A 23,735-nucleotide genomic window follows, 5' to 3' on the forward strand; every position below is an offset into this window, starting at 1 on the left:
GATCCGCAGCTTCCTGGGCCGGAGCCTGAACGCGGTCGCCTCGCAGATCTTCGTGGCGCTGTGCGTCTACCTGCTGGTGGCCTTCCAGAAATTCGTCTCACGCTCGGCCATGGGCATCCAGGCCGTGCTACGCCTGGTGCAATTGAACCTGTTCCAGCGCAGACCCTTGGCCGATCTCCTCCGCGGTCGGAAACACGATCCACCCGATCCCCAGATGCCACTGCGGCTGAGGGCCGCGTAAGTGGGACAGCAGTGGGTCTACCCTCCTAAGACACCGCCCGGATGAATAACCCGCCCATGCCGTTTCCCGCGCAGAAGACCAAGATCGTTGCCACCATTGGGCCCGCGTCCGATTCACCAGAGACGCTGCGGCGCATGATGCTGGCCGGGCTCGATGTAGCTCGGCTGAATTTCTCGCACGGCGATGCCGCCTACCATGCCGAGTTGATCGGTCGCATCCGCGACGCCGCGCAGGCGAACAGCACCCGCGTCGCGATCCTCGGTGACCTTCCCGGTCCGAAGATGCGTATCGGCGAACTGGCGGAAGAGCCGATCGAACTGCACCCCGACCAGACCATCACCCTGACTACCGAGGACTGCATTGGCGATGCCTCGCGGGTCAGCGTGTCGTTCGCGAGCCTGCCGGAGGCGGTGCAGCCGGGCGATGCCCTGTTCCTGAACGATGGCTTCATCGAGCTGGAGGTGGTGACGATCGAGCGCAGCGAAGTGATCTGCCGCGTACATACCGGCGGCGAACTGCGCTCGCGCAAGGGCCTGAATCTGCCGGGCATCGATCTCGGCATCCGCGCCTTCACCACGGAAGACCACCAATGGCTGCGGTTTGCAGCGGAACACGGCGTGGATGCGGTCAGCCAGAGCTTCGTAGTCGACGGCGACGACATCCTTGCGGTGCGCAAGGCGGCAGAAGCACTGGACTACGCCCCCTTCATCATCGCCAAGATCGAGCGCGCCGCCGCGCTGGAGCAGCTCGACAGCATCCTCGAAGCCGCGGACGGCATCATGGTGGCACGCGGGGATCTCGGAGTGGAGATCCCGATCGCGCGCATTGCCCTCGCCCAGCGGCGCATCACCCGACGCGCCAACCAGCACAACCGCCCGGTGATCACCGCCACCCAGATGCTGGAGTCCATGGTCGCCTCGCGCCGCCCTACCCGCGCCGAGGCCACCGACGTCGCCAACGCCATCCTCGGCGGCACCGACTGCGTGATGCTTTCCGCCGAGTCGGCGATGGGGCTGTACCCGGTGGAGGCCGTGGCGATGCTGGCGGCCATTGCCCGCTCCATCGAACCGGAACGCGACGGCGGCATCGGCGCCGACGGCCCGGACGACCCTGACGAGGCAGGTCTTGACCGAGCCGTCGACCTCATCGCGCGCAGCGTACTGCACACCGCGCAGCGGCGCCTGCCACGGGTCACCCTGGCGCCTACGGCCAGTGGCGCCACCGCCCGGCGCATCGCGCGACTGCGCCTGCCCTGCTGGATCGCCGCCTTCACCCCGAACCCGGCCACCGCCCAGGGCCTGCAGTTTTCCTACGGTGTCCACCCCGTGGATGTCGCCGAGGACCGCGCCGACTGGAACGACTTCGCGCGCCAGTGGCTCACCGAGCACGGCATCGACGACGGCCTCGCCCTCCTCGTCCAGGGCCCCTCGGGGCCCCATCCGACCGGCAACCACCGCCTGGAACTGCTCGAACTCGACCGTCCCCGCCAGGAATACACCAACGCACCGGAGCACCCCTGACCCACACCCCCGTGCGGCCGAAGACGGAAGAACACGACACCCGCCTCCTGTCCGAGCTGCAAGGACAGGGGGATTCGGATAGCCCGTCAGTCCAGGGGCAGGATGCGCCGGCGGGGCGGTGGGGCATCCTGCAGCCTCTGCTGGTTCGCGTACTCGCGTTGCTTCTGCTCGAGGTAGGTCTCGCGGTCCAGCTCGCGTAGCTGGCGCGGGTATTCGTCGGTCAGGTCGAACCAGCGTTCCAGGCGGGCCAAAAGGAGCTCCTGAGCCGGCCGGTCGCGGACGTCGAGCCAGGCCTGCAGTGCAAGATAGAAGCGCATGACGGTGCGCTCGATCATGCCTTCCAGGCCGCCGATGTATTGTGGCTCGCCGTTTTCGTAACCGACCACGGTGAAACCCACCCGCTCGCGTCCCCCGGTGGCGAGGTAGACGAGCGCGGCCAGCCGGGCAATCACCCCGAAGCGCAACGAATACTCGAGGTTGACGAGGGTCCCCGTGTCGTGCGGCACGACGTGGACGACGATGGAGTAATCCCGGGTTCCGTACGGCCCACGATCGCCCTCCAGCTCGATCAGCAGCCAGTCCTCACCCGTCTGGGCCGACCGCCTGACGAGCTCCACACGCTCTGCATACTCCGCCTGCTCGTAACGCGCACGGCCCACGTACAGGTGCAGCAAGGCATCCGCCCCCTCGCGGTAGACGCAGCTCTTGATGTTGATGTGCAGGACGGTGATTTCGCACCACGCCGAAAGCGCTTCCAGCTCACTGGCCACCAGGGCAAACGAATACGGCAGCCGGGCGTGCACCGCCCCCTCGACGACGCCGCCCTGCACAGTGGAGGTAACGGCAATCGGCTCGCCCAGCGGTGATTCGGCAATGGCGGCCAGCCAGTCTTCGGCACCATCCGCATGCGCCAGTAGAGGGCTTCCGACAAGCAGAGCCAACCCGACAAGCGCGACGATGTGCAGTCGACAGCACCAGGATTGGTGGACAAACGGAACGGCCGGCAGTCGCAGCATGGCAGCGCCCCTCCGTAGAATCACCCGGCCGGCGCCCGTTGACGGTCATGAAGGGGGGCGGCCCCGGGTCAGGGCCCGAAACGGTGACCATTGAGACGAAAATCGCCCCCGCTCACCTCCTTAGATAGCCCATATCCGCGATCAACACTGGCGAACATGCCCATGGATCATGTGTCCCCCTTGCTGGTCCAGCCGCGGAAACCTTCCCGGACGGAAAGGCAGCGTGCATACCCGAGGTCCCGCAGGAGCTCTGCGGCACGCAGGCTGCGGCGGCCGCTGTTGCACAGGCACAGCAGGATCTGGTCCTGGGTGACGTGGTGGCGGTTGATCAGGGAGATGAAGTGCTGGAAATCCCGCTCGTCCGGCTCGTCCGCATCCAGCAGTTCCTGTTCCTCCTCGGACAGCTCGCGACCCAGCAACTGCTTCAGGCGGAACAGGGGCACAGGGACGGCACCTTCTACCGCGCCTTCCAGCTCCAGTTCAAAGGGCTGACGGATATCCAGCAACACGGCCAGGCCGATATCGACCAGTTCGCGCGCCGCGTTCACGCTGATCTCCAGCTGCGGCTTGCTCGTTTCGTTCGCCATGCGTTCTCCTTTGATGTTCGCCTCTCTCTGAGGCCGCCTTCCCGGCTCCCGGTTCCCCCGATTGCACCGCCCGATCCACAACCTCGACATTGGACATCAGAAACCCGGTCCGGGCTTCTGTCATGCATGGGGTTTCACGCTCTGTGAAGCGGCCCCACGACATTTCAGACGGCGGGTTCTATGCTCCATGGATACCTGCCGCCTGAAACGGCGCACTGATCAGCGTTAGGGGCAGCATGCCGAACGACCGCGATATCGACCTGAGCCGCCACCACGAACCCCGTGATTTCTCCGACCGCGTCGCACGGGGCTTTACCTCGCTGATGCGATTCTTCGCCGACACCTTCTTTGCCCGGCGCTACGGACACCGCGCCGTGGGCCTGGAGACGGTTGCGGGCGTCCCCGGCATGGTGGGCGCCACGCTGCAGCACCTGCGCTCGCTGCGGCGCATGGAGGATGACCACGGCTGGATCCGCACGCTGATGGACGAGGCCGAGAACGAGCGCATGCACCTGCTCACCTTCATCGAGATCACCTCGCCCAACTGGCTGGAGCGCTTCCTGATCATCCTGGCGCAGGGCTTCTTTTACACGTTGTTCTTTATGATCTACATCATCTCGTCGCGTACGGCGCACCGGATCGTAGGCTACTTCGAAGAGGAAGCGGTCGTCAGCTACACCGAGTACCTGGAGGAAGTGGAGTCCGGCGGGCTCGATAACGTCGCCGCGCCGGCACGCGCAATCCAGTACTGGAACCTTCCGGAAGATGCCCGCCTGTCCGACGTGATCCGCGCGGTACGCGCCGACGAGGCAGGCCACCGGGACGTTAACCACGGCTTCGCCGACCTGCTCGGCAAGAAGGACTGACCCGGGCGCTCTCCCGCGACCTGACGGGGCCGGTTTTCGGGCGCTATCGTGTGGCCGTATGCGAACGACATGGAGACGGCCATGAACGACGAGACAACCGGCGGGACCGAGGGCGCACTCCCCCTGCAGCGGCTGGCAGGATGGGGGCTGCGCGGTATGGCGGTCCTGACGGGCCTGGGCGGGCTACTGACATCGGTGACGCTCTGGACGCTGGCACAGGAAACGCCGCAGGTGCCCTGGCCGGTCGCATCCCTGGTGTTGCTGCAGGCCCTCTTTGCCGTTGCGGTGCTGGCATGGGTCGTGCTCCTGTGGCGAAGGGCCCGCGCACTGGGCGCGCTGGAGACGCGGGACTATCCCGCCATCACCTGCGTTGTCGTCTGCACACGGCTGGTCGGCGAGCTGCTGGCGATTGCCTTCGTGCTGCTCGCGCTGGCGTTGTCGGTCATCTCCCTGACGGCGGTGGAGCCCTTTGCGGGCACCGCGGTGGCCGCGTTCGGCCTTGAAGCCGAGCTGGTGGAACCGGCGAGCTGGGGACTGGCCCTCCTGACGGCGATCCTCTGGCCCCTCGCCGGGTTGTTCGCGGGCGGTTTGGTCCTGTTCGCGGCCTACCTGTTCGCCGATGCCATGACGGCCATGCTGGAGTATGTGCGCGACGTGCGGCGCATCCGCGAGACCCTGTCGTCCGGACCATCCGCGAGATGAAGTAGAACGCGAGACCTTCGCGACCTTCCGAGACCTTCGGGGTCAAACCTTGCCTTTTGCTTGGTCAGCCGACCCCGCAGAAAACGCCGCTAAACCCCCGGAAAGTACGCCGCCAACCGCGCAGGCCCGACACCTGTTCGAACCGGCTGGGAGTGGACTGCTAGCGGACGTCGCCACGGGTGATCCATCTCAAGGTTTGGCCGGCCAGGCCGTTTACAGTGGTCATGGCCCGAGGTTGCGGGCTGCTCCCAATACAGGCCTCACAAGGACCGCCCATGAATTTCCGTTCGCTCTCTGTTCGATCCAAGCTGGTCATCACCATCGTGGTACCCGTGGCCGCGCTCCTGCTGTTGGCGGCCCTGGCTGCACGCGGCACAGCCAACATCGAAGAGGGCGTGCAGAACATCTATCACGACCGCGTCGTGCCCCTGCAGCAGCTGAAGACCATCGCCGACAACTATGCGGTGCTGGTCATCGACGCGGTCAACAAGGCGGACGCCGGACGGATGACGGCGGAAGAGGCACTCGCCGACGTCCGTGAGGCACGAGAAGAGATCGCCGAGATCTGGGACGCCTACCTGGCCACCACGCTGACGCCCCGCGAGCAGGAGCTCGCCGATGGCGCCCGTTCTCTTTTCCGCGCGGCCAATCAGGACCTGGATCGCCTGGAGGCCGCGCTGAACGGTATGTCCGGCAATGTCCAGGGCGAACTCGACGCCTTCAACGGCCCGCTGTACGACAGCATCGACCCGATCAGCGACCAGATCACCGAGCTGGTTGACCTGCAGATCGAGGTCGCCGGTGCGGAGGCCGAACGGGTGTCGGAGTTCTACGGCCAGGTGCTGGTACGCACCGGCGGCCTGATGCTGCTGGTGCTGATCGGGGTCGTCATCACCGGGGTGTGGACCTATCGGTCAGTGGCGCTCCCGATCGCGCACATGCGCGAGACGCTGGAGGGAATCGCCGGCAATCATGATTTGTCGCGCCGGGTGAATATCGGCGCGGACGACGAGATCGGCGCGACCGCAACCGCCCTGAACGGCATGCTCGACCAGTTCCAGGACTCCATCCGCGAGCTGCGCACCCTGACCGACCAGATGGCCTCGGCCGCCGAGCAGCTGTCCGCCGTCAGTACCCAGACCAACGGGAACATCGACCAGCAGCGCTCGCAGACCGAACAGGTCTCGACGGCGATGAACGAGATGGCCGCGACGGTGCAGGAGGTCGCGCGCAACGCCTCCGATGCCGCGTCCTCCAGCCAGGAAGCCGATCAGGAGTCCCGCGCGGGTGGCGAAGTGGTGCGCACGGTGGTCAGCGACATCGGACGCCTGTCGGGCGAAGTCGCGACCATCGAGGAATCCGTGCGCAACCTGGACGAGAAGGGGCAGCAGATTGGCTCGGTGCTCGACGTCATTCGCGGCATTGCCGAGCAGACCAACCTCCTGGCCCTGAATGCGGCCATCGAGGCCGCCCGCGCCGGCGAACAGGGACGCGGCTTCGCCGTGGTCGCCGACGAGGTACGTACCCTCGCCTCGCGCACGCAGGACTCCACGGCGGATATCCAGGCGATGATCGAGTCGCTGCAGGCGGGTACCCGCAACGCCGTCACCGCGATGGGCCGCGGCCGCGAAATGGCCGAGGCCACCAGCAACGACGCCGAACGCGCCGGCGAGGCGCTGGAATCCATCGTCCAGGCGGTCGGCCGAATCAGCGACATGACCACACAGATTGCCAGCGCGGCGGAAGAACAAAACGCGGTGGCCGAAGAGATCAACCGGAATATCTACGCCATCAATGACATCACCGGCGATACCGCCAACGGGGCCCGCCAGACGGCCACCGCCAGCCAGGAGGTCGCGGACATCGCCTCGCGCGTACGCGACCTGGCCTCCGCCTACCGCATTGGCTGACCCCCACGCTTATAGGGCACCGTGAGCTCGGCTTCGGGTCCAGGGTTGCGACTTGCCAGGCGGATCGCCACCGCCTTGCAAGAAAGTACCCGAAGAAGCGGATCCGTCAGGAGCAGCCGCGCGATCCGAGCTTGCGATGCGAAAAATGGGGGCTCGTCACAAGGCCCCAGGAACTCCAGCCGCCGAACGCACTCCCAGATTTAAGTTGCCCGCGATGCCTCCACCCGACGAAGGTGGACCCATGCGGGGTGGCCCGGCAAACGCGATCTAGACGCATTCTTTTGCATTTCGTATCAGCATACGATTATATTCTGGCATTCCACTTTAAGAACCGATCAGGAGCTTCCATGCGAGCCATCAAGACTCTAGCCGCTTCCGCCCTTCTCGCCCTCGCCGGTGCCGGCACAGTTGCGCAGGCGGATGAGCCCTCCAAGCTGTTCGTCAGCGTCACCTCGGCCGACGACCACACCCAGTTCATGTCCATGGTGTTGGCCAACCAGAGCATGCGTCAGGGTCAGGAGATCCGCGTCCTGCTGTGCGGCCCCGCCGCTACGATGGCGACCGAAGATTTTGAGGGCGCCACCATGCAGCCGGCCGACCGGAACGCGCAGCAGCTGATGATGAACCTGCTCAACAACGGCGCCACCGTTGAGACCTGCGCCATCTTCCTGCCGAACACGGACTACACCGAGGCCGACCTGCTTGACGGCATCACCCCGGCCGACCCGGAAGAAGTCGGTGCCTATATGGCCGATCCGAACGTGCGCTTCTTCTCGAACTGATCGTCCGCTTTCGATGCTGACGGGGCCCTCTTCGGAGGGCCTTTTCCGTTTGGACGGCCGGATTCCATTGCAGGCGCACCCGGGTAGACTGTTTGTTGTCTGGCGGACCCCAGGCTCCGAGCCCGTCACACATGGGACTGGGCCGTTCCAAACGAACCCCAGGGGGCCACTTATGAGGCTTTGGTCGAAGTGGAAGAAAGGCGGGGCACTGCTGGCCGATGTCCTGCAACGCCTAGGGATCGACCCGAAGGCGGCCGCGGCACAGGAGAGCTTCAAGCAGATCCTGGACGCTGCGGAGACGGGAGCGGATGAGCGCCTCAAGCGCGAGGCGCAGGACAACGTCCTGTCGAGGGACGAACGCAACACCCGCTGGGAGGCACTGTTTTTCGAGGAGATCCGCGCCCGGGCCAAGGCCCATGCCGCGGAGGTCAAACGCCGCTGATCGTCGCACTGGGCGTGGTGCGACCGGGATCAGTCGTTCTTGCGGAACACGCACCAGTTGAATGACTGCTCGGTCTCGCCCGGGGTCACGTGGACCTCGCGTTGCGACTTCACCAGCGCGAAATCCGGGCCGAACGCGCCCTGCAGGGTCTCCGGGGAATGCCGTTGCACCGGCAGGCCGGAACATTTTTCCGGGCCATCCAGCGCAAAGGTCCCGATTACGATATGCCCCCCCGGGCGAAGGGCATGCTGCATCTGCCTCGCGTATTGGGCGCGTTGATCCGGATCGGTCAGGAAGTGAAACACCGCGCGGTCATGCCAGACATCCAACGCGGCCTCCGGGAATGCGTGTTCCAGTACGTCCGCTTCCTGCCATGCGACCGCCGCGGCGCGCTCCCCGACCCGCTCGCGCGCCTTCTCGAGCGCCGCCCCGGACAGATCCAGCACCGTCAGGTTGCGATAGCCCTCAGCCAGCAGTTCGTCCACCAGGACCGAGGCACCGCCACCGATATCGACAATCGCGGCATCGAGGGCCGGCGCCACCGCCCGAATCAGGGCCCGCGACGTCCGCGCCTCCGCCTGATACCACCCCACCGCATCGGTGGCGCGGGTCTGGTAGACGTCTTCCCAGTGCGGCTTGGTGCTCATGCGGGTTCCTGGTTACCGGAGCAAAGGCTTATCGTACCGGAAGGTTATCAGGCGTTCGGGCCCCGTGTGCTACCCTCCGCGCCGATTCCCATGCCGCCGGGCCAGCCCTATGAAATTCTTCCGCCTGATCAGCATTGTCGAGGGCATTTCCCTCGTCACCCTGCTCTTTGTCGCCATGCCGCTACGCACCTACGCGGATATGCCACTGGCGGTGACCTACGTGGGCTGGGTGCACGGCATCCTGTTCATCGTCTATGGCGCGACGTCGTTGATCGCCAGCCACCTGAGCGGGTGGCCAGTCTGGAAATGGCTGCTGGTCCTGTTCCTTGGGGTGGTGCCCTTCGGCTTTCTCTACGTCGACCACCTGATCCGGCGCGAAATCCCCAACGCAAGCGCGGCCAGGACGGCCTGACGCCGAATCATCACGGGCCACGACCCAGCCGCCTGCAGCCCCCGCTCGTCATCCCGGCCGGAGCGAAGCGCAGAGCCGGGATCTCCTACGTCAGCGACTGCCCCAGCGCCGGAGATCCCGGATCGCCGCTGCACGGCGTCCGGGATGACGGCCCCAGATGTGCCTCGATGAATCGGACTGGCCACTCGTCCCTTGAATGCCTTCCCCAGAACCAACGTTCGCGTGGTCTAATCGGCCCTTCATCCCCATACCAAAGCCCACCATGATCGCCGTAATCTTCGAAGTGGAACCACACGCCGAACGCAAACAGGACTATCTGGATGCGGCAGCGAGTCTGCGCGAGCACCTGAAGGACGTCGACGGATTCCTCTCCATCGAGCGTTTCGAGAGCCTGAGCCAGCCGGGCAAGGTGCTGTCACTGTCTTTCTGGCGGGATGAAGCAGCCGTTCGGGAATGGCGCAACCTCGAGGAACACCGCCAGGTGCAGGCGGCCGGGCGCGGCGGCATCTTCGCCAACTACCGCCTGCGCGTGGCCGAGGTCGTGCGCGACTACGGCATGCACGACCGCGACCAGGCCCCGGACGACTCCCGCAGCGCCCACGGAGCCTGATCCTCGCCACCAACCCGTCACACGCGGCTCAATCGGATCGAGCCGCGTCCAGCCGACCTGCCGAGTGTTCAGGAAACACTGATGGGCTGGCATTTTGTTACTGCACGCTGCAGCCCCCGTGCTCCGAGAGGGCCAGGATGGCCTGACTCAGCGCTGACCTACCCAGGATCGCGCACGATGATGCGGCCTTCCATGTACGGGTGCGGGGCACAGATGTAGTCATACGTGCCCGGCTCGGTCAGCGTGACGCTGTCGCTCTCGGCGTGGCCCAGCATCGCCGTAGCGAACGATTGCGGGCCACGCATGGCGACGGCATTGTGCGCACCCGAGGTCTCCCCGAGACCATAAGTGAAGACATCCTCGTTCACCCAGGTGATCTTGGTGCCCGGCGCCACCTCGACCACCTTCGGGTAGAAGGAATTGCCCTTCATCTCGATCACGACCTCGTCCACATCCGCCCCGAACCGGACCGGACGATCCGCCCGGGCGAGTACCGGGTTGGTGTCGGCGTCGGGAATGCCGAACGGCGCGAGGACACGCCGGGCTTCACCGATCCGCTCCGCACGCTCTGCCGGCTCGTACGAGGGGCCTTCGGCCAGGATCTCGGAGGAGGTCTCCGCGTCCGCTCGGGCGTCCAGCAGCCCGATGGCACCACGGCTGGTGGCCCCGACGCCATGATCCAGCATGGTGTAGACGCCTTCGTCCGGGGGGATGCGGAACTCGATCACCCAGGAGTCCGAGGGGCCCGCGGTTATCGTCTGCCCGCCGGGCCACTGCGCTTCCGGGTGCCCCTGCCAGTACACGTAGTCCCAGAGGATCCCCACAATATGGAAGGTGGACAGGAGGTTGGGGCCGACATTCAGGAAGTACATGCGCACGTAGTCGCCCGGACGGACGGGGATCGGGTTCTCCACGTAGCGGAACAGCTCGCCATTGAAGGCGGTGTAGCTGGCGGCGCCTTCCACCGCCTCCTTGCCGCTGGCGTACAGTTCGTGCTGCAACATGTACAGCTTCAGGTCCGGCTCCTGTCCCAGATCCGCCTCCAGCTGGTAGGACTTATCGCGGGGCTCGACCACGATCATCCCGTACTGGCCGAACATCACGTGCATCGGGATGGCGTGCCCCCCGGGGCGCAGTGATACATGAAGACCCCCGGCGTGGTGGCACGGAAGGTCACCGACCTGGTCTGCCCGGGAAGGATGTGCCCGACGTGCTTCGAGGTCTGGGTATAGGCGGCATGGATCGAGGCGCCATGCATCACATCGCCGCTATTAGTGATCTCCATGCGCACGATGTCGCCCTCGGTCACCCGCAAGGTTGGCCCGGGCAGTTTCCCGTCGATCAGGAAGCCGTCGTAGACCACGCCCTGCCCGATCGGCACCTGCCCCTCGTCCAGATCAATGCGGAACACATGATCGGGCTCGGCATCCGGGTGCACATACCCGGTCGGCCGCGTCTCGAGCCCCTCGTCACGCTCGATGATCTCGATGAAGTCGCTGTCGCCGAACAGTTCGCTGAAATCCGGGCCCGTCGATGCCTGGGCCACTGAGGCGAAATACCACAACAGGACCACGGCAAACCCGGCCGCGAAATGTCCACCCAGTGGGTTACGGCCAATGGCCGAAGGATATGCCGATTCTGTTCGTTTCATTGCTCCCTCTTCTGGATCGGATCCACGACGCTCCGCTATAACCTTTATATACCATGCATCTATTCACAGCGTCGCGCGGCACAATCACGCGCGTCAAGCGCAACGGCGCGGCACTCAAACTGACGTGCCCACCGCGCAAACTCCGGTCTCCCCCCTTCGCCCTGCCATGGCAACCGCGCCGGCGCTGGCCTATAGATCTAGCAGCATCCATCGACTAGTGAAGGGCCATGGGCATCGTGAACGAGTTCAAGCAGTTTGTGGCGCGCGGCAACGTGGTCGACATGGCCGTGGGGGTCATCATCGGGCTGGCGTTCGGCCAGATCGTGTCCTCACTGGTTTCCGATGTAGTGATGCCACCCATCGGCCTGCTGATCGGCGGGGTCGACTTTGGAGAACTCGCGATCGTGCTGCGCGAGGCGGAGAACGGCGTGGCGGCGGTCACGATCAATTACGGACTGTTCATCAAGCGCGTGGTGGACTTCCTGATTATCGCCGTGGTGGTATTCGCCGCCATCAAGGGGATCGCCCGCCTGCAGCGCAAGGAAGAGGCCAAGCCGGAGGAACCCGCGGCACCCAGCAACGAAGAGAAACTGTTGACGGAGATCCGCGACCTGTTGAAGGTGCGGCAAGGTGACTGGGGGACACGCTGAGGAACCGGTACAGCCAGACGGCGTCTCAGCAAGGGCATCGAACAGGGAGACGAGTTTGGACAACGCCATCGAAGTGGAAGGCCTGGTGCGCGACTTTGGCGGTACGCGGGCCGTGGACGGCGTGGATCTGCGGGTGCCGGCCGGCCACGTGCTGGGCCTGCTGGGGCCCAACGGCGCCGGCAAGACAACCGTAGTGCGTATGCTCGCCACTCTGCTGACGCCCACCGCCGGGGTCGCCCGTGTAGGCGGCTTCGATGTGGCTCGCGACGGCGCTCGGGTGCGCGAGATCATCGGCCTGACCGGCCAGTACGCCTCGGTGGACGAGAAGCTGACCGGACGGGAGAACCTGATCCTGATCGGCCGCCTGCTGGGCCTGAAACGCCGTGACGCCAGGGCCCGCGCTGACGAGTTGTTGCAGGATTTCGACCTGCGCGAGGCCGGTCAGCGCCCAGCCCAGACCTACTCCGGCGGGATGCGGCGCCGGCTGGATCTGGCCGCCAGCCTGGTCGGGCGCCCGCGCATCCTGTTCCTCGACGAGCCTTCCACTGGCCTCGACCCGCGGGCCCGCCGCGACCTGTGGGAGCGTGTCCGCCAACTGCAGACCGACGGCACAACCGTGCTGCTGACCACCCAGTACCTGGAGGAAGCCGACGCCCTGGCCGATGCCATCGTGGTACTGGACCACGGACGCGTGATCGCCGAAGGCACCGCCGCACAACTGAAGGCCCGGGTCGGCGGACGCTCGCTGTTCCTGATGGTGGCCCGCGCGGAACAGGCCGCGGCGGCCGGCGAGCGGGTCGCCGCGATGGTGGGCACCCCGCCCCGTGTGGAGGGCGAAACGATCAGCGTACCGGTGTCGGACCCGGCCCTGCTGCCCGCATTGTTGCGAGAGCTGGACGCCGCCGGCATCGAGGTCGCGGAGCTGGGGCTGCGCGGCGCCAGTCTGGATGATGTGTTCCTGTCCCTGACCGGGCGCAGCGGGGCCAGCCGCGAAGAGCCGGGCAACGCGGAGGCCACGCCATGAAGGCCCTCGATCAGACCCTGGCGCTTGCCTGGCGCAGCCTGGTGCAGGTGCGGCGCAACCCCTGGGAGCTGGGCGACTACAGCATCCAGCCGATCCTGTTTCTGGTGCTGTTCCTGTTCGTATTCGGCGGGGCTATTGCCGGCTCGCCAGAGAACTACCTGGCGTTCGTGCTGCCGGGTGTGATCGTGATGAACATGCTGTTCGTTACCGTGTACGTGGGCCACGGCCTGAACACCGACCTGACCCGCGGCGTGTTCGACCGCTTTCGCGCCCTGCCCATCCCGCGCTGGGCGCCGCTGGCCGGGCGCATCCTGGCGGACGTGGTCAAGCAGCTGCTGTGCATTGCCCTGTTGCTGGTCGTCGGATTCCTGCTGGGCTTTCGCCTCGAGACTTCATGGGCCCATCTACTGGCGATGGTGGCGCTGGTGCTGACCTTTGCCGTGGCCTTTTCCTGGGTGATGGTGCTGGTCGGCGTCATCGCACGCGACCCGGAACACGTGCAGCTGTTCGGCTTTACCGCGCTGTTCCCGGTCACCTTCGTCAGCTCGGCCTTCGTGCCGGTGGATACGATGCCACCGTGGCTGCAGGGCTTCGTGCAGGCCAACCCGGTGTCGCTGCTGGCAGATGCCGCCCGCGGCCTGATGAACGCCGAGGGTCCGGCCCTTGAACCGGCCTTGTGGTCGCTCGCCTGGGCGCTGGCGATCGCGCTGATCTTCGCACCGCTGTCGGTCTACGCGCTCAACCGCCGCCTCGCCCGCGGCTAGGGAAACCTGGGGCACCCGTACGCAGGAGACCATTGAATCGTATTTGCCGGGGTCTCGCGGGTCGGGGGTACCGCCCGCGTCCGTTCCATCCTCTCAAGCCGCCCGAGCCCCTAGTTGCAGGGCCGCACCGAGCGGCGTGGTCAGAACAGTTCGATCTCGCCCACGTCAATCCTGGAGGGCTTAATCATGCCTTCGGCGACCAGGCGGTCGTACATACAGACCCGGTTCTTGCCGTTTGCCTTGGCGTAATACAAGGCCTGATCGGCCTCGTCCAGTACGGCGCTGGCCGTCTTGTACGGGCGCAACTGGGTCACGCCGATGCTCGTTGTGACCCGGCCGACTCGCGGCACTACATAATCGGCAACCGCGTGCTGCAGCCGTTCGAAGGTAGCGGCAGCCCGGTCGGCACCGGCAACCTCGGCCAGCACCACGAACTCCTCCCCACCAAAGCGGTAGATCAGGTCGTTTTCACGAAAACTCTTCTGCAGCAACCGCGCGAGCAGAATTAGCACCTCGTCGCCGTACACGTGACCGAAACCGTCGTTGATCTTCTTGAAGTCGTCGACGTCGATCACACCCAGCCAGATCTGCGTTTCTTCCGGATCGGGCTCCCGGCGACGATCCTCCGCCAGCCCCGGCCGGTGGACACTACGTTCCAGGGTCGCGAGATCGCGAAAATTGTCGTCGAACGTCTTGCGATTGAGCAGACCGGTCAGCTCATCGGTCTGGGCGTCATCAATCAGCTTGACGAAGTTGCGATACACCGAAAGGAAACTCTTGACCAGGCGGGCATCCAGGGACTCGTCAGCATCGTCGCCATCGAATGAAAACACCAGGCAGATACTGAACTCGTTGAGCCCGGACATCGGAAAGACCGAGACCCGGCGACCGGACACATCGGCCTCGGCAACCGGCTGACCGGTTGCCAACGCCTGCTCCAGCAACCCGTCAGGGACCGGCTGGTCCTTGGGGTCGAACGGCACCGTCATCACGGCATCGTGCTTGCGATCAAAGGTATGCAGGCTCCGCGGCTGGCCTTCGACATCAAGCTGAATCGCCCAAATGCAGGCATTCTCGTAGATGTCGTCCAGCGTCTTGAGCAGGCTGTATTCCAGACGCTGGGCATTGCGTATACCCGTCAGGTGGGCCAGTCCATCAAGCAGATCTCGACCGCTGGTCATGGCATTGATCTCGTCTCGTCGAAGGGGCCGCCACCGTCCCCGGTCGATCATCCGGGGCCGCCAACGGGGCGAAATCATCTCTACGCAGGGTGCCTTTCGGCATCACGCGGATGTCGGACCCTACCCCGCCTGCAAGGTTTCCCTGCGGGGCAACGCCAAACATTGGAGTTTTATGGTAATAGAAAACGGCGGAGTTCGAATGAACGGCGCCGCTCCATACGGATAGAGACGCCATCTACAAGGAAGGCAATGATCAATCCACGCAGATTGGCGGCCATGTCAACGCCCCTTTGCAGGACAAAAAAATCGCCGCATCCCTGCGGCGACAAGACATGACCCGTGTGGGGTCGGCGGGAACCCAGGAAGACGCTGGTCAGCGTTTTCCTAGTAGACGGGGACCAGTGCGTAGCCCTGGTTCTGGTACCCCATGACGGCGATGAACCCACTGCGGACCGGCTGGATCGCGTCCAGCACCTTGTCGTTGTCCACCCCGTAGGCGCGGGTCGCAGCGGCGCAGACCTCCATCTTCACGCCCAGCTCATCGAGGCGGTCGACGGCCTTGGCGATCTCTTCCAGGGTGTCGCCGTGGTCGATAGCGATCTCGGGCTCGGGGTCGGTGGTGATGAACTTGACGGCCTCGGCGATGAAGACCATGCGCAGATCGGGCTCCACGCCCTCCTTGATGAGGTTCTCGTGGTTGGTGGCGATGCCACGCAAATAGGCGAGCATCACGTTCGGGTCGGACTTGCGCATGTCGTAGACCGCTCGCATGGTCTCGATGCCCTGGGTTGCCTCGCGGTTGTCCAGGCCCTCGGCGGTGGCCGTCGAGCCCAGCCCGAGCGGCAGCAGCAGGGCCACCAGCAGGATCACTATTCGGTTTCGCATGGATACTCCTCCTTTCGTGGTTTAGGTCCGGATCTCTCGTGCCCGGACTCGGTGCCTGAATCAATCGGACTCAGTAGATCGGGATGACCGCGTAACCCTGCGCCTGATAGCCGGTCAGGGAGACGAAGGTGTTGCGCACCGGTTCGATGCCGGGCAGCAGCTCGCCATGTTCGACCCCGAACAGGCGGGTGGCCACGGCACAGGACTCCATGCGAACGCCCTTCTCCTTCAACGCAGCCACGTGCTCCTCGATGGCGTCGAGGTGGTCGAACTCGGTCAGATCGAAGCGTTCGCGGTCCTCGGACACCATGGTCACGGCCCGCCCGCGAAACGCCAGAATCATATCCGGCTCGACACCTTGATCGGTCAGGTCTTCAAAGGTCTCGCGAATCACCATCAGGTACAGCGCCAGCATCTCCGGATCATTGTTATTCAGGTCGAACACCACCCGACCCTGCTCAACACCCTCCAGGGCCCGAGCATCGGTGGGAGCATCGGCCTGGACGCTCAAGGCAGACAGGGACAGGGCAAACAGCAGGAACAAGGAAGCGACGATTTTCATAGGGGACTCTCCTTAGGGGTGGAAGCGGGGTACGGGTTGTCCGGGGGGGGGCATGACGATGGCGCGCCAGGCGGCCTCCTGGGTCTCGGACAGGTAGTGCGGCAGGGGTCTCTCCAGAGCCCCGTCGAGGTGTAAATGCAGCAGGCGGATTGCGCCACCGAACGCGGCGGTGGCGGCTACGGGCACCTCCATCGGGCGAACGTCGCCGCTCTGAATGCCCCGCTCGATGCACTCGCGCATCCGCTGGAACGGTTGCGAAGAACACACCGGCGGCTCGTCCGGGAGAAACTCGCGGTGGCGCGCCTCCAGCACGAAACGCATGGCCTGGGGGGCCTCGATCGCGGCCTCGAACAGGAACGCGATGATTCCGTCGCAGCGCGCACGGCAGTCACTCTCGCGCCCCATCACTTCGGCCAGGCCGGCGTCCATGCGCTGCAGCAGGTCGTCGTACAGCGCCTTGGCCAGCGCCTCCTTGTTGCCGAAGTGGTGATAGATCGAGCCAATGGAGACCCCGGCCTGGCGACGGATGTCATGGATGGAGGTATTGAAATAGCCATCACGACTGAACCGCTCCAGGGCGGTATCCAGCACGAGCTTGCGCAGTGCCGCACCGCGCACCGATTGCTTTGGGTTTTCCGTCATCATCACAACCGAACCGAACGTTCGTTCTAATCTAGCGCGAACATATGCGAAACGCCATACGCCGGCCACGAGACATCGCGGAAAAACGATCGAGCCCATGCGCTGCACAGGCCCGATCAATACCCTGGAGGGGGGCGGGCCGCGGATGGGCGGCCCGGGTTATGGATGAAGATGGCTTCGCTGCGCTCGCAATGACCGGGTCACCGCACCCGGATTCCGGTTCAGAAGTCCTCGAACTCCATGGTGCGGAAGACGCGGCCGGCGTTCTGGCGGTGCAGCTCGCCGTAGGTGTCCAGGTGGCGGTAGGCGGACTGGTCGATGTTGTAGGCATCGTTCAGCGTGCCGCCCTCGTCGAGGATGCGCTGGACCTCCTCGCGCAGATGCACGAGGTAGTCGTGGGTGTAGCGGCGCAGCACGTCGAAGTCATTCACCGGCTCACCGTGGCCCGGGATGATGTAGTCGGCATCCAGGGCCTCCAGTTCATGCCAGGTCTCGATCCAGCCGGCGGTATCGGTGTAATCGAAGATCGGGAGCATGCGCTGGTGAAAGGCCAGGTCGCCGGTAATCAGCGCCTTGCGCGCGGGCGCCCAGATGGCGATATCGCCCGGGGCATGGCCCGGTCCGAGGTAGCGGATCTGGATGGTCTCGCCGCCCATGTCCAGGTCGAGGCGCGTGGCGAAGGTCACATCCGGCGTACCCAGCTCGGTCATGAACGCCTTGTCACGGGTGCGGTTGGGCGCACCCTCCAGGCTGGCCTGGCCGTTGGCCTCGATCTCGCGCCAGGCATCCTTGTGCGCGATCACCGTGGCGCCCTGCTCCTGCCAGTAGGTCATGCCGAGCATGGCATGGCCCTGGGCGTTCTCCAGCACCACGTATTTCACTGGCTGGTCGGTAAGCTTCCGGATCTCCTCGTGCAGTGATTTCGCCAGCAGGTAGTTGTCGCCGGCGTTCATCACCACCACACCGTCCTCGGTGATGATGAACGACAGGTTGTTGTTGTGGCCGGAGTTCTCGTAGGTGGAGGGCTGGGTCGCGCCGATCGCGGACCAAACGCCATCGGTCACCTCCTGCGGCCGGTCATAAAGGAACGAGTCGCGTGCCTTGTCCAGCACGTACAGTGGCAGGCCCGCGTCCTGCCACTCGAAGAAGCCGCCGGGGTAGTTCTGCACGTTGGTGTAGCCCATCTGCTGCAGGGTCTGCGCGGCGGCCACGCTACGCAGGTTCTGACCGCAATAGACGACGATCGGGGTGTCCTTGTCCGGGATCTCGCCGGGCACCTCGAACTCGATCCAGCCACGCGGGATATTGAGCGTCTCGCTGGACCGGATCTGCCCGCCGGTGTGCTCGATCTCGGTGCGGGTGCGCACGTCGATCACGACATGGTCCGGCTCGCTGGCGATCCACTCCTGCAGGCCCTCCTTGTCGATGTTGGTGATCTCGGCGTTGGCGGCGTCCAGCAGCGTGTCGCCCGTCAGTTCTTCGGCCTGCGCGGTACTACCTGCCGCGGCAAGGACCAGTCCCAGCCAGATCGCTCGCATCGTGATTCTCCTTTTTGCGTCCATCCCTCCACCATAGCCCCCTGTTCCGCCGCCGGCCAGGCCTCCGCTTGAGCCACCCCGTACAGTGTCTATATTCAGGGTAAAGGCACACGGCCCAGCAGCCGAAGGAACCCCCAATGAGCAATCACATGGCGGATGTCACCATCCACATCGACGAAAACACCGACCACGCGGCCCGCGAGCGCATACAGGACACCCTGCGTGAACTCCCCGGCGTCATGGCCGCCTCCAGTCACGACGAACGGCCCCACCTGATGGTGGTGGAGTACGATCCGGAACGGGTCGACAGCCGCAAGCTGCTGGACACGGTAACCGCCACCGGTGTCCACGCCGAACTGATCGGCCTGTAACCTGACCTCACACGGGCGTCACCGGCTATTTGTAGCCCGTGGCGCCCGGCTGAGCGGCTCAAGAGGCATGCCGAAACGGGACAACCCGCAATCGGTCTGTCACCATATTGTCCATGGGGAAATGGGCCAGTATCCAGCACGACGACACGCACTCCGCTGACGGGGGAAACCATCGCGGCGCCCGTGCCGTTCGGCCGGATACCTGGCAGGTCCTCCTGGGCATTGGCCTCCTGCTGACCGCAACCTATGTGGCCCTGCCCTATGGCCTGCTGGCCAGCAGTCTCTACGTGCTGGGCACCGCAAGCGCTGCCCTCGCTGTCGGCATCGCCGTACTGCGCCGGCCGAGGCCATTCGGCGCGACCGCCTGGGGCCTGATCGCCACTGCACTGACGCTGGCGGCCATCGGCCACGGCATCTGGTACTGGCTGGACCTGCAGGGCCTGGAACCCTTTCCCTCGGCCGCGGATATCTTCTACCTGTCGGTATACCCGCTGTTCGCCATCGCGCTGTGGCAACTGGGAAGCCAGACCGCACGCGACGACGGCGCGTTTGTGGATGTCCTGATCGTGGGCATTTCGGCCGCGGTGCTCGGGTGGGCCCTGCTGATCGCACCCTACACCTACGACCCCGACCTGACCTGGCTGCAACTGCTGGTATCCACGGGCTATCCGGTCGCGGACCTGGTCCTTCTGCCCCTGGTCCTGCGCCTGGTGTTCCTCCAACGAACCGGCATCACGGCCCACAGCTTCCTCCTCCTGGGAATGCTCGCCTATCTGACGGCCGACCTGCTCTACGCCCACGGCAACTCCACCGGCTGGTACACCGCGGGCGGACTCACCGATGCCTTCTGGCTGATTGCCTATTCCCTGATCATGGCGGCCGCATGGCATCCTTCCGCGAAGATCGAACCGCGCGCGCACACCTCGCACGCCGAACTCTCCGGCCGGCGTCTGCTCGTGCTGGGCGCCGCGTCCGTCCTGGTGCCGATGGTGATCCTGTTCACGGCGGGCAGCGAGATGGAGATCATTCGCGTTGCGGCGATCGCCTCCATCCTGCTGTTCCTGCTGGTGTTGTACCGCATGGCTGGATTGCTGCGCGAGACCCAGCACCAGGCCAAGCGCCTGGAGAACCTCTCGCGTACCGACCCGCTGACCGGGGCCGGCAATCGGCGCCACCTGGAAGAACAGTTAACCCGCGAGATCGCCCGCGCCGAACGCACCCAGGGCCCGCTCAACCTCGCATTCCTGGATATTGACCACTTCAAGCGCTTCAACGATTCCCACGGCCATGCCGCCGGCGATGCCCTGCTGCAGGAAATGGTCGATGCCTGGCGCCCCATCCTGCGGCCCACGGACCTGCTGGCACGTTTTGGCGGCGAGGAATTCGTGGTGGTATTCCCGCACATTGATGCGCAGCAGGCCCGCCGCGTGCTGGAACGCCTGCGCACCGCGATGCCCAACGGCCAGACCTGCTCGGCCGGGATCGCCAGCTTCCACCCCGGCGACACCATGGACTCGCTGCTGGGACGCGCCGACCAGGCCCTGTACGCCGCGAAGGACGGCGGACGTGACCGCATCATGATCGCCCCCGCCGAACCCATACCGGTTGCAGGCAGGCCCGCGTTGTAGGGACCGGAATCCCCGACTGCGAACACAATCCTGACACCCCGCAGGAGATCCGTGGAGCAATATCAAGCTCTCGCGCGTCTATTCCCGAGCCCCTTCACCAAGGTTTCCATGACACACCGCATTCTCGTACGCCTGTTTGCCCTCGCGGCCCTGCTGATGATGCCGTTCGCCGCACCGGCGCAGGAGGCGAACGGCCCGACGGGCGCAGTCGACGCCGCCGCTTCGATCGAGGCCGGCGGGGCCGAGATCCCGGTGGAACGCTATCGCGCCGATGGCGACGCCGTGCTTTTGTGGTTTCCCTCCGAACACGGCCTGCAGGACGGCCATCGACAACAGGCGCTGGCGCTGCAGGCGGCCGGGGTCGAGACCTGGCTGGTCGATCCGTTCACCGGCCACTTCCTGCCCGAGGCGGCATCCAGCTTCGACGACATGCCCACCGCCACGGTGACGGACCTGATCGAGGCAACCCACACCGATACCGGACGACCGGTCTATGCCTTCGGGCATGACCGTGCCCTGCCCTGGCTGCTCACCGGCCTGTACCAGTGGCAACAAGCCCACCCCGAGGCCGACTACCTGGCCGGACTGCTGATGACCAGCCCCTTTCTGCATACCGGGGTGGATACCGATGAGGCCGAACTACAACCCATCGTCCGGCTGACTAATCTGCCGGTGTACATCCTGCAACCGGCCCAGTCGCCCCAGCGCCAGCATCTCGGGCGGATTCGCAGCGGGCTGACCGAGGGCAGTAGCGCGGTGGGTGCGCGGCTGCTTCCCGGGATCCGCGACCGCTTCTTCTTCCGCCCCGATGCGACAGAAGCCGAGCGGCTCGCCAGCGAGACCTTCCACCGCGAGATGATCTTCGCCATGGACCTGCTGACGCGGCTGCCTCACCAACGGACGCCCGCCGTGGCCGAAGCGGACACGGACCTGACGGTACGCACCCCAAGCGGCACCGACGCACAGCTCAACGCCCTGGATGAACCCGTGGCGGCCCCGCCGCTGGAGCGGCCCGACCTGGCGGGGGATATCCATCGACTGGAGGACTATCGCGGCGAGGTGGTGCTGATCAATTTCTGGGCCAGCTGGTGCCCGCCCTGCGTGCACGAGATGCCGTCCATGCAACTGCTGGAGGACGAACTGCGCGACGAAGGCTTTCGCATCCTGGCGGTGAACCTGGGAGAGGACAAGGACACTATCCGCCGCTTCATCGAGGACGAGGTGCAGACCGAGTTCACCATCCTCCTCGATCCGGAACAGGACTCCCTCGACGACTGGCGCGCGATGGCCTACCCCACCAGCTACGTCGTCGACCGCAAGGGCCGCCTGCGCTACTACCTGTTCGGCGCCATCGAATGGACCGAACCCGGCGTGATCGACCAGATCCGCGACCTGCTGGACGACGACGCATAGCGGCCCGGAAAGGGCGCGGCGCCGCGCGGGGTGTGCTAAAGATCCGCCAGGATGGCGCGCAGACGCTCCTCGTAGGCCGCTTCGGTAATCAGCCCCCGGTCGTGCAAGCGATCCAGCTCTTCCAGTCGCGCCTCGACCGAACGGCCGTCGGAGTCTTCATCGCGTCCCTGATCCGCCTGTTCGCCTCCGCGGATCAACTCCACGGCATTCACTTGCGCGAACAGTTCGTCCACTAGCGGCGCAAGCTTCTCTCGGGTCGGCCCGAACTTGTCCATCCGCCCGCTACCGCTGCGGGCATCGTAGGTGGCCTGCCCCGCCAGGCCCTGGGCGTCATAGACGCGAAGATCGGCGTACGAGAGGTACATTGCCAGATCCCACTTCCAGTTCGCGGTGTGTTCCAGGTAATGCGAACACCGTGCAGGGCGGGAACCGGAATAGACGTCCGTGCGGATACCTCGCTGCTCGATCAGTTCGCGCATCTCGGGCTGAAATCCAGCCATGTGGATCTCGGGGTTGTCGAGCACGCAGACCAGGCTGACATCCACCGCATCCAGCGGCTCGATCGACTGGGTGATGGAACACCCGGTGGCCACCAGCGCAATGCCGGCCACCCAGAACGTACGCATTCCTCGCAACACAAACACCTTCCTTCCTCTGGACGCAATCCTGCGCGCACCTGCCCCGCGCAAACGAGCGCGCACCCTACCAGACCTGCACTACTCTCCCCGAATACCGAGGCATCCGTACCTCAGCGGTCATCCCACCGCCTGATGAATCGCGCGCCCCCTCGTGCAGCACCTTGCCGGGTCAGGAAATGCCCACGCGGGCAGGCGTTATTTGGCGCAAGCGCCGCAGTTCGAGACTACGTTCGAGGTATGAGAGACGTAGCGGAGACTCCCATGAAAGCACCCAATGCAATACACCGAATCCGATCGGGCCTGCTCGCAGCCACGGTCCTGTTGCTGACCGCACCGGCATTCGCGGAAACAGAGGTCGGCATCACCACCGACATGGCCGAGTTCGAGGTGCGCCACGGCGACGAACTGGTAACGGTGACCCGCGACCAGGATACCTTCGCAACCATCGACCTCGACTACGCGCAGATCGCGCGACCCTGCCCGCCGTTCTGTATCCAGCCGATGAGCCTTGGCCCCGGCGTCGAGACCCTTGGGGAACTGGAGTTCATCGACTACCTCCAGCAGACCACGGAGCGCGACGACCTGGTGATCATCGATTCGCGCACCCCACGCGAGTACCAGCGCGGCACCATCCCCGGCGCCGTCAACATCCCCTGGGACCGGCTGCACTTCGCCTCCGGCGCGGACCCGGACGACGTGCGCAACGTGCTGACCGAAGACTTCGGCGCAATCTTCGACGGCGACTTCTACAATTTCAGCCGGTCGAAGACCCTCGTGCTGTTCTGCAACGGCCCCTGGTGCGGCCAGTCACCCACCAACATCCGCACCCTGACCAACCTCGGCTACCCGGCCGAGCGCATCAAGTGGTACCGCGGCGGCATGCAGATGTGGCACGCCTTCGGCCTGACCACGGTCGAGGGCGAGACCGACGGCTAGCCCAGGAGGCCGTCTACCTCGTCATTGCGAGCGCAGCGAAGCCATCGGCCAGACAAGGGCTCAGCCCCGCCCGATTGCTGGGCTCGCAATGACGGGATGGGTGGCAAATCAACGGTG

The 23,735-nt window shown here is 65.2% G+C and carries 24 protein-coding genes and 2 pseudogenes; 16 read left to right on the forward strand and 10 right to left on the reverse strand.

What is annotated here, in order from left to right; genetic code table 11:
* Positions 1-241 (forward strand): annotated as a pseudogene (locus tag D573_RS14670) (IS4 family transposase); the annotation flags it as partial.
* 56 nt (positions 242-297) lie between these two features.
* Entirely contained in the window at positions 298-1,761 is a 1,464-nt protein-coding gene (pyk, locus tag D573_RS0105845; RefSeq protein WP_018937916.1) for a pyruvate kinase, read from the forward strand.
* 86 nt (positions 1,762-1,847) lie between these two features.
* Here pyk and D573_RS0105850 read toward each other — a convergent pair whose 3' ends face one another.
* Both D573_RS0105850 and D573_RS0105855 read right to left on the reverse strand, forming a co-directional pair.
* Positions 1,848-2,777, reverse strand: coding sequence for a hypothetical protein (locus D573_RS0105850; protein ID WP_018937917.1), 930 nt, complete (start codon positions 2,775-2,777; stop codon positions 1,848-1,850).
* A 167-nt stretch (positions 2,778-2,944) separates the two neighbouring features.
* Entirely contained in the window at positions 2,945-3,364 is a 420-nt protein-coding gene (locus D573_RS0105855; RefSeq protein ID WP_018146175.1) for a rhodanese-like domain-containing protein, read from the reverse strand.
* 236 nt (positions 3,365-3,600) lie between these two features.
* Here D573_RS0105855 and D573_RS0105860 point away from each other — a divergent pair, with 236 nt between their 5' ends.
* From D573_RS0105860 to D573_RS0105880, 5 genes are all read left to right on the forward strand, one after another.
* Positions 3,601-4,230, forward strand: a complete 630-nt coding sequence (locus D573_RS0105860) for an alternative oxidase (RefSeq protein ID WP_018937918.1) — start codon at positions 3,601-3,603, stop codon at positions 4,228-4,230.
* Between the two features lie 81 nt (positions 4,231-4,311).
* Positions 4,312-4,932: a hypothetical protein gene (locus tag D573_RS0105865; RefSeq protein WP_018937919.1), complete on the forward strand. Its 621-nt coding sequence runs from the start codon at positions 4,312-4,314 to the stop codon at positions 4,930-4,932.
* A gap of 275 nt (positions 4,933-5,207) precedes the next feature.
* Positions 5,208-6,842, forward strand: a complete 1,635-nt coding sequence (locus D573_RS0105870) for a methyl-accepting chemotaxis protein (RefSeq protein WP_018937920.1) — start codon at positions 5,208-5,210, stop codon at positions 6,840-6,842.
* Between the two features lie 347 nt (positions 6,843-7,189).
* The gene (locus D573_RS0105875; protein WP_018176434.1) at positions 7,190-7,624 is read left to right on the forward strand and encodes a DsrE family protein; all 435 of its coding nucleotides are present in this window, start codon (positions 7,190-7,192) and stop codon (positions 7,622-7,624) included.
* 172 nt (positions 7,625-7,796) lie between these two features.
* Positions 7,797-8,066, forward strand: coding sequence for a hypothetical protein (locus tag D573_RS0105880; protein ID WP_018937921.1), 270 nt, complete (start codon positions 7,797-7,799; stop codon positions 8,064-8,066).
* 29 nt (positions 8,067-8,095) lie between these two features.
* Here D573_RS0105880 and D573_RS0105885 read toward each other — a convergent pair whose 3' ends face one another.
* Positions 8,096-8,713, reverse strand: a complete 618-nt coding sequence (locus D573_RS0105885) for a class I SAM-dependent methyltransferase (RefSeq protein ID WP_018937922.1) — start codon at positions 8,711-8,713, stop codon at positions 8,096-8,098.
* A 109-nt stretch (positions 8,714-8,822) separates the two neighbouring features.
* Between D573_RS0105885 and D573_RS0105890 the strand changes: the two genes are divergently transcribed.
* Complete coding sequence (locus D573_RS0105890; protein ID WP_018176437.1) at positions 8,823-9,125, forward strand: DUF3817 domain-containing protein; 303 nt, start codon at positions 8,823-8,825, stop codon at positions 9,123-9,125.
* A gap of 262 nt (positions 9,126-9,387) precedes the next feature.
* Complete coding sequence (locus D573_RS0105895) at positions 9,388-9,735, forward strand: antibiotic biosynthesis monooxygenase (RefSeq protein ID WP_018937923.1); 348 nt, start codon at positions 9,388-9,390, stop codon at positions 9,733-9,735.
* Positions 9,736-9,893: 158 nt separating this feature from the next.
* Here the strand turns inward: D573_RS0105895 and D573_RS13775 are convergent.
* A pseudogene (locus tag D573_RS13775) lies at positions 9,894-11,386 on the reverse strand (plastocyanin/azurin family copper-binding protein).
* Between the two features lie 227 nt (positions 11,387-11,613).
* On the opposite strand from D573_RS13775, the gene mscL reads away from it, so the two are divergent.
* Genes mscL through D573_RS0105915 form a run of 3 tightly spaced genes read left to right on the forward strand, consistent with a single transcriptional unit; the run spans position 11,614 to position 13,824 of the window.
* Positions 11,614-12,036 (forward strand): large-conductance mechanosensitive channel protein MscL, encoded by a 423-nt coding sequence (gene mscL, locus D573_RS0105905; protein ID WP_018937926.1) that lies wholly within the window; start codon positions 11,614-11,616, stop codon positions 12,034-12,036.
* Between the two features lie 55 nt (positions 12,037-12,091).
* Complete coding sequence (locus D573_RS0105910) at positions 12,092-13,060, forward strand: daunorubicin resistance protein DrrA family ABC transporter ATP-binding protein (protein ID WP_018937927.1); 969 nt, start codon at positions 12,092-12,094, stop codon at positions 13,058-13,060.
* Positions 13,057-13,824, forward strand: a complete 768-nt coding sequence (locus tag D573_RS0105915; protein WP_018937928.1) for an ABC transporter permease — start codon at positions 13,057-13,059, stop codon at positions 13,822-13,824. The genes D573_RS0105910 and D573_RS0105915 overlap by 4 nt, the downstream gene beginning before the upstream one ends.
* Before the next feature lie 140 nt (positions 13,825-13,964).
* On the opposite strand, the gene D573_RS0105920 is transcribed toward D573_RS0105915, so the two are convergent.
* The 5 genes from D573_RS0105920 to D573_RS0105940 all read right to left on the reverse strand — a co-directional run bounded on the left by D573_RS0105920 (position 13,965) and on the right by D573_RS0105940 (position 18,632).
* Positions 13,965-15,005 carry a GGDEF domain-containing protein gene (locus D573_RS0105920; RefSeq protein ID WP_018937929.1) on the reverse strand — a complete coding sequence of 347 codons (1,041 nt, stop codon included), beginning with the start codon at positions 15,003-15,005 and terminating at the stop codon, positions 13,965-13,967.
* Positions 15,006-15,389: 384 nt separating this feature from the next.
* A complete protein-coding gene (locus tag D573_RS0105925) occupies positions 15,390-15,890 on the reverse strand; it encodes a DsrE family protein (RefSeq protein ID WP_026287924.1) in 501 nt (166 codons plus the stop codon).
* A 70-nt stretch (positions 15,891-15,960) separates the two neighbouring features.
* Positions 15,961-16,452 carry a DsrE family protein gene (locus tag D573_RS0105930; RefSeq protein WP_018937931.1) on the reverse strand — a complete coding sequence of 164 codons (492 nt, stop codon included), beginning with the start codon at positions 16,450-16,452 and terminating at the stop codon, positions 15,961-15,963.
* Positions 16,453-16,464: 12 nt separating this feature from the next.
* The gene (locus tag D573_RS0105935) at positions 16,465-17,094 is read right to left on the reverse strand and encodes a TetR/AcrR family transcriptional regulator (RefSeq protein ID WP_026287925.1); all 630 of its coding nucleotides are present in this window, start codon (positions 17,092-17,094) and stop codon (positions 16,465-16,467) included.
* A 221-nt stretch (positions 17,095-17,315) separates the two neighbouring features.
* Entirely contained in the window at positions 17,316-18,632 is a 1,317-nt protein-coding gene (locus D573_RS0105940; protein ID WP_018937933.1) for a rhodanese-like domain-containing protein, read from the reverse strand.
* A gap of 137 nt (positions 18,633-18,769) precedes the next feature.
* Here D573_RS0105940 and D573_RS0105945 point away from each other — a divergent pair, with 137 nt between their 5' ends.
* From D573_RS0105945 to D573_RS0105955, 3 genes are all read left to right on the forward strand, one after another.
* Positions 18,770-19,003, forward strand: coding sequence for a hypothetical protein (locus D573_RS0105945; protein ID WP_018146192.1), 234 nt, complete (start codon positions 18,770-18,772; stop codon positions 19,001-19,003).
* 113 nt (positions 19,004-19,116) lie between these two features.
* Positions 19,117-20,631, forward strand: a complete 1,515-nt coding sequence (locus tag D573_RS0105950) for a GGDEF domain-containing protein (protein WP_018937934.1) — start codon at positions 19,117-19,119, stop codon at positions 20,629-20,631.
* A gap of 108 nt (positions 20,632-20,739) precedes the next feature.
* Complete coding sequence (locus D573_RS0105955; RefSeq protein WP_018937935.1) at positions 20,740-22,044, forward strand: TlpA disulfide reductase family protein; 1,305 nt, start codon at positions 20,740-20,742, stop codon at positions 22,042-22,044.
* Positions 22,045-22,079: 35 nt separating this feature from the next.
* Here D573_RS0105955 and D573_RS0105960 read toward each other — a convergent pair whose 3' ends face one another.
* The gene (locus tag D573_RS0105960) at positions 22,080-22,682 is read right to left on the reverse strand and encodes an Sbal_3080 family lipoprotein (protein ID WP_231367862.1); all 603 of its coding nucleotides are present in this window, start codon (positions 22,680-22,682) and stop codon (positions 22,080-22,082) included.
* A gap of 237 nt (positions 22,683-22,919) precedes the next feature.
* Here D573_RS0105960 and D573_RS0105965 point away from each other — a divergent pair, with 237 nt between their 5' ends.
* Positions 22,920-23,618: a rhodanese-like domain-containing protein gene (locus D573_RS0105965; RefSeq protein ID WP_167540808.1), complete on the forward strand. Its 699-nt coding sequence runs from the start codon at positions 22,920-22,922 to the stop codon at positions 23,616-23,618.
* Positions 23,619-23,735: the final 117 nt, after the last annotated feature.

Source organism: Thioalkalivibrio sp. AKL9, from assembly GCF_000377825.1.
GTDB lineage: Bacteria > Pseudomonadota > Gammaproteobacteria > Ectothiorhodospirales > Ectothiorhodospiraceae > Thioalkalivibrio > Thioalkalivibrio versutus.